The sequence below is a fragment of the Budvicia aquatica DSM 5075 = ATCC 35567 genome (assembly GCF_000427805.1).
GTDB lineage: Bacteria > Pseudomonadota > Gammaproteobacteria > Enterobacterales > Enterobacteriaceae > Budvicia > Budvicia aquatica.
Map to the genome: position 1 here is coordinate 1 of NZ_ATYS01000097.1, position 6,408 is coordinate 6,408.

General features: G+C 39.4%; 6 protein-coding genes and 1 tRNA gene. 4 read left to right on the top strand and 3 right to left on the bottom strand.

The genetic code is table 11. The features are described from left to right. The first annotated feature begins 65 nt into the window (after positions 1–65). Positions 66–1,228 (top strand): IS3 family transposase gene (locus YWE_RS0120335; RefSeq protein WP_099044048.1). Its coding sequence is split into 2 segments (ribosomal slippage): positions 66–327 and positions 327–1,228, totalling 1,164 coding nucleotides; the frame shifts between segments, so codons are not numbered across the junction. Positions 1,229–1,859: 631 nt separating this feature from the next. Here YWE_RS0120335 and YWE_RS0120340 read toward each other — a convergent pair. The 3 genes from YWE_RS0120340 to tusE all read right to left on the bottom strand — a co-directional run bounded on the left by YWE_RS0120340 (position 1,860) and on the right by tusE (position 3,561). Beyond that, the gene (locus tag YWE_RS0120340; protein ID WP_029096138.1) at positions 1,860–2,117 is read right to left on the bottom strand and encodes an EexN family lipoprotein; all 258 of its coding nucleotides are present in this window, start codon (positions 2,115–2,117) and stop codon (positions 1,860–1,862) included. Positions 2,118–2,797: 680 nt separating this feature from the next. After that, positions 2,798–3,115, bottom strand: coding sequence for a heat shock protein HspQ (gene hspQ, locus YWE_RS0120345; protein ID WP_029096139.1), 318 nt, complete (start codon positions 3,113–3,115; stop codon positions 2,798–2,800). Between the two features lie 116 nt (positions 3,116–3,231). After that, complete coding sequence (tusE, locus tag YWE_RS0120350; RefSeq protein WP_029096140.1) at positions 3,232–3,561, bottom strand: sulfurtransferase TusE; 330 nt, start codon at positions 3,559–3,561, stop codon at positions 3,232–3,234. Positions 3,562–3,768: 207 nt separating this feature from the next. Here tusE and YWE_RS0120355 point away from each other — a divergent pair. The 3 genes from YWE_RS0120355 to YWE_RS0120365 form a co-directional block, all read left to right on the top strand. Next, positions 3,769–3,856 (top strand) — tRNA-Ser (locus YWE_RS0120355). Positions 3,857–4,832: 976 nt separating this feature from the next. After that, positions 4,833–5,357 (top strand): inovirus Gp2 family protein, encoded by a 525-nt coding sequence (locus YWE_RS0120360; protein ID WP_428829290.1) that lies wholly within the window; start codon positions 4,833–4,835, stop codon positions 5,355–5,357. Positions 5,358–5,873: 516 nt separating this feature from the next. Next, on the top strand, positions 5,874–6,408 hold a 535-nt coding region (locus tag YWE_RS0120365; RefSeq protein WP_428829291.1), incomplete at its 3' end, for a DUF3987 domain-containing protein.

Consider the following 6,408-nt stretch of genomic DNA (forward strand, 5'->3'; position numbering starts at 1 on the left):
TGATCTTACCCATCAATAGTGGACACGCTGCTAAGTGAGTAAACTCTCAACCAGAGGTATCTCACATGACAAAACCAGCATCAACCATCAAAAAGCCCCGCAAGCAGCACACACCTGAATTCCGTCAGGAAGCCCTTAAACTGGCTGAGCGCATTGGTGTTGCCGCCGCAGCCCACGAGCTCAGCCTGTATGAATCGCAGCTCTATAACTGGCGTAGTAAACAGCAGCAACAGCTCTCATCCTCTGACCGTGAAAATGAACTCGCCGCTGAAAATGCTCGTCTCAAACGCCAGCTGGCGGAACAAGCTGAGGAGCTGGCTATCCTCCAAAAGGCCGCGACATACTTCGCGAAACGCCTGAAATGAAGTATGTCTTTATCGAAAAACATCAGGCCGAATTCAGCATCAAAGCGATGTGTCGCGTCCTCCGGGTGGCCCGCAGCGGCTGGTATGTCTGGCGTCAGCGACGTTCTGTGATGAGTTCACGTCAGCAGTATCGTCAGTGCTGCGATCGCGCCGTTCGTGATGCCTTCGGGCAGGCGAAGCAGCGCTATGGCGCGCCACGCCTGACAGACGAGTTGCGGTCGCAGGGCCTGACGTTAAATGTCAAAACAGTGGCCGCCAGCCTGCGTCGTCAGGGGCTGCGGGCGAAAGCCTCGCGCCGGTTCAGCCCGGTCAGCTACCGTGAGCACGGGCTGCCCGTGTCAGAAAATTTACTGAAACAGGATTTTTACGCCAGCGGCCCGAACCAGAAGTGGGCCGGAGACATCACGTATCTGCGCACAGACGAAGGCTGGCTGTATCTGGCGGTGGTTATCGACCTGTGGTCGCGTGCTGTTATCGGCTGGTCAATGTCACCCCGCATGACGGCACAGCTTGCCTGCGATGCACTACAAATGGCCTTCTGGCGGCGTAAACGCCCGGAGAATGTCATTGTTCACAGTGACCGTGGTGGTCAGTATTGCTCAGCGGATTATCAGGCATTACTGAAACGGCATAATCTGCGTGGCAGTATGAGTGCAAAAGGGAACTGTTATGATAATGCCTGCGCGGAAAGCTTTTTCCACTCGCTGAAGGTGGAATGTATCCACGGAGAACGCTTTATCAGCCGGGAAATAATGCGAACAACGGTGTTTAATTATATCGAGTGTGATTACAATCGGTGGCGTCGTCACAGTGCGTGTGGCGGTATCAGCCCGGAACAATTTGAAAACCAGAACCTCGCTTAGGCCTGTGTCCATTTTTGGTGGGGAAGATCAAACAGCGCTTCCTTTAATCTAATGTTGATAACCGCTTGGACATCATACTATTTAATTATAGATGTATTATTTAATCTTAGCATTGTTAACCAGCTAAAATTTAATCTAAAACCACATATAGTTTCTATCTATATAGTCACTCAATTTAATAATAAGTTCACCTAAAAAATAGTATATAAAATGCATTCATTATTAACATTATGTGAATTAATAATATTAATTTTCGATGATTTTTGACGCTTAGCTGATACGCACTTTTCCCAAAAACCCATCGATAAAAAATAAATTCAATAAAATCATATATATAATAACAAGACGTACATTAATAGATAACTATAAGGATATGTAATTGATGTTGAGAAGATGTTATTCAATACCATACGAATAATATGGTTATAAAAAATTAATAATCTAATTAATGTACTACTATATAAAATAGTACAATCTGATTATAAAAATAGTTAGGAGTTTAGTACCGGAGAAATAGATAAAGAAAAATAGATGGGGAATTATAGCGACACGGATAAAAATTTATTGTTAACAAATGTTAAAGATACATACAGTGGTTTACCTTTAAACTTAAATGAATTTAAAGATAAGCTTAGCTCAATGTATTGTTTGAATTGAAATTTAACTCGGGAAAAGCTATTTGATATGGTTTGTATTCTTCAGCTTCAATTGCGTTGCTGCAATTTTGATCTTCAACGATATTTACACTAGTCCGGCATTCTTCCAACATTGCATATCTGGCTTCAACATCCAGACGATAATAACTGACACTCTGAATTTTCTTTTCGCCTTCGCAGCCCGACATCATTAGTGCAGTAGCAGCAACTAAATAGGTAGCAATCCGTTTCATTCAATAATCCATCTCAAATTTGTTTTTATATTAATGTGTTATGGCAGTTAAGCGCCCAACTGAAGGTATTAAAACCTATCAGCCTGTAGGTAATGTTATCACTACAAGATAAAAAAACCAATCAATAACCTACACAAAGACCAAACAGCACCACTAAATAATTGCAAACAGCATTAAAAGCAGGATATAAAACCAACAACAGCTAAACATGTAGTAAACTTAAATTTGAGTAAGTAGCAAATACCTAATAACCAGAAACTAACATTTATCAAACACCTGATATTCAGAATAAGTAGAGGAGAAATCATGGCCGCTTCAAAAATCCAGCATAAAAAATCCGCTATCTATATGTAATTATTAATAAATATTTATTAAAACACCTTTACTTTCTGCTAAAAAGCAATCAATTAGTCATGGTAAAAACTAGTGTTTTTACCAGCTTGTTTTGCTTGTTAAATTTCGGTGATAATTAGCCTAACGTTTAAGCCGTGAAGATTTACTATTTTTGGTTTGCCGTGAAACCCACTCCACACACTATTTGGTTTCACGGCTATTTTTTTGCCTGCGTTTTATTCCCCACATCGCTCATCAATAATCTAACGTTCATTATCACTAAGACGTGGCCGCATGCCATTTTAGTAAAAAGCCATTCGCATATCGAATGGCTTTAGAAGTGCAGACTAATTCCTTAATCTGGGTGCTTGGAGCTGAGTTCGGATAGACATTGCAAGTTCATCTAACGATGGTTGCTCCGGATGAATATCATCCTCCTCCCGCGCCAACTGTATCTCTGCCAGATAAGTATGGACAGGCTGCCCCTCATCATCTTCCATAACAACATGGTACCAAGGAGCGTCTCTCAGATTATCGTTTGCAGCCATTTCATCAGAAGCTGGCTGGTCAAGGGAGTACTCAGCGTCAATGTCAATAATGACACCTAAGTTACCAAGTAACTTATGTCTGACCTGCTGCCCTATCGAGAATTTACTGGTAATCATTGTGGCCTCCTCATTAAGTCAGATGCTGCCTCTTCTTAAATATGAGGGGTTCTAGACATATTTCAAGTGAATTTAAGTAAAACCCATCATATTGACCAGACTTTACATTAAACAGGTTAAATACATTTAACCGGCTTAGGTAAGCCGGCAATTTTTGTCGCCTGCTTTGCCGGGCCTTTCACAAACAGGCGATAGAGGTAACGGCTATTCCCTTTTTCCTCGCCATACTTTTGAGTCATCGCTTTAACCAACATACGGATCGCCGGCGAGGTATTAAATTCTTGATAAAAATTTCGTACAAAGCGAATAACTTCCCAATGAGCCTCAGTCAGTTCAATATCTTCCTGCTGTGCCAGAACAACGGCCAGTGGCTCGCTCCAGTCATTACTGTTAGTTAAGTACCCTTGGGCATCGGTTTCAATCATGCGCCCTTCAAACTCGAACATACGACCTCATAGCAATAATAATTTTGAGTATTGTATCCCAAATTTTTTCTTTGGTGTTTATCTGAATAAATTATCCAACCGACGGTTAAATGACGAAGAATTCATCAAAAAACAGACTTTTTGATGTTTTTTCAGCCGAACGATCAAATTAGCGGTATTAACCCCTTTACAAGGTACCTCAAGCTGTTCTATATTTCACGCCGTTGCGGAGGAGTGGCCGAGCGGCTGAAGGCAACGGTCTTGAAAACCGTCGTAGGGCGACCTACCGTGAGTTCGAATCTCACCTCCTCCGCCAATATTTGAACCCATGTTATTGATTAACATGGGTTTTTTATTACCTACGATTTTTCGGTATACCATCCAGTATGCCATTGCCATCTGGCTTATATCCTTCTAGTTAGCCCCATTTTGGACTTCTTCAGATTTTCTCTTTATTATGTAGCCAATATGTTTAGTGAATACATATAGTCATTTTAGATCTACTCTTTAGGCATGAAATCTCTCCTTTTAAATAAATTCAAAATGCCAGCAGGACTGCGGTGGGAACTTATGCGCGTACCGCAGTTTGAGTGAAAGGATCTCTACTCAGTTTGATGTTTTGCTTGTGTGTACATCCAATCGTGGTTTCTCAATACAGTACAAGACGATACCGGCTATGAATATATCTATAATCAATTCAGTAGCATCTGGGTAAATTAATCCTGTAAAGCAATGATTACTTATTCTCGAAGGTGATATAGGTATGAATAAATATCCATATTAAAGGTTATATTATGTGACGAATAACTTTCGACCAATATTATGTCCATAAGACTGTTTTGTTTTACGTTGGTCACTTGATGATTACTGGGTTTGTTATATCAGTACTACTTTGATAAATGATTATATTTATGATGGATTGGTATTATATATATTAATAACAATAATATATAATACCAATATATATTAATAATATTAATATGATAATGAAGATGTATTGATATATACAAATGTCACTAATAAATATATTAGTAATATATATTAATAATTAATACATATACACAATAATCATTAAGAGTAATGACTCTCTATAAATCCATATGACTAATACTCATACAGGCTATCTTTTTAAGATAACAGGACATTGTGTTAGACTACTCACATAATTATAAGGATCAGCTATCATGTTTAAACCCTATCTAAATGAAGATAAACTTGAATATATTGTAAGTGCCTGGGGTGAGGTTCATGTTGACTATATCCACAGAGTTGAAGAAACCTTTCGTAANGCAATGCAAGAGTATCCTCGATTACTGGTCGTTCGTGTCGATTTCAGATTTCCATCAGACTCCTGTGTTATTGTAAAAAAAGATTCAGGCGTTATAACCCGTACCATGAAGTCGTTAGACGAAAAGATATTGGCAGACAGTAAGCGTAAAAAGAAACGGAATGAGCGGGTATATCCTTGTCGTGTGCGTTACATATGGGTGAGGGAATTTGGTGAAAAGGATAACAAACATTACCATGTCTTGTTGTTATTGAATAAAGATGCGTACCACTATCCCGGTAGTTTTAAGAAAAAAGATAATCTTTCATACATGATAAAGACNGCGTGGTGTAGTGCGATTGGTGTCGCGTATGACGATTATGAAGGACTAGTCGAGTTTCCTCAAAATTGTTATTACTGGGTTAAACGTAATAACAAACTAGAGTTAGAAACGTTTGATGCTGTGATGTTCAGAACGTCTTACTTTGCTAAAATGGCAACTAAAGTCTCTGGTGATGGAGAACGAAACTTTGGCTGNAGTCAGAAGTAATATCAATACCCAATCATTATGAGAATAAAGCGTTAATTAGGACCAAATCCCTCCTGTATGCCTACATCAGCACGCTTGATACCTTATTGATATATTATGACCATATTAATAATGAATCCACCACAGAGACACTATGCGACTATTTCAATGGCCTTTCATATTCCTGAAGTTATAAGTTGGCTTTGTGATAATGCTGCCTGTTAACGATAAAATAAAGAGACTAGGTAAGTGTGTGGAATATTATCAGAAATGATGAATAATATTTAATACTAATTTAGTCCGATGCAAGCTAATTGCTTTTTCCTATCTTCTCAGCATGAAAATATCAGGGTAAGTTGCGNTCCTGCTCCTTATTCCAAGGAGCCTAAGCCTAAGGAGAAGATAATGAACACCATACAAAGAAATTCAGATTTTCCAGTCGATGATATGCCAATACTACTTAAAGAAGTCGTACGAGCGATACGTGCAAAGACCCAAGCACCCGTTGAGTTAATTGTAGGCTCATGTTTATGTGCCATGTCTATTGCTGCTCAGGCTACAGTNGTATTTGAGTACCGNGATGGACGTAGAAGCCCTGTTTCACTGTACACCATCGTTCTAGCTGAGTCAGGAGAGCGAAAAACAGCAGTTTTTAACCATACTATAAAACAACTACTTGAATTCCAAAAAAGAAAAATGAAGGAGTATGTCAATCAACAAAGCGTGTATGAAGCGGATTTACAGTCGTGGAATGCAATCGCTAAATCAAAAATCAAACAAATTAGAAAAAATGAGGAAAAAGGGATTGATAACACATTTGAGCAGGAAAGGCTCAGGGCTCATTACGTGAATAAACCCAAAAAACCGAGGGTGCCTAAAATCTTATACAGTGATGCAACCANTGAAGCTATNACANAAGATTTGGNAGAAAATATCGGGTCTGCNGGATTAGTCTCAGATGAAGGTGGCGTGATTTTTAATGGGCGGGCAATACGTAATCTTCCTTTGTACAACCAGCTATGGGATGGTGGTTCTATTGATATTGAACGAAAAGATCGCCGCCTCATCATTG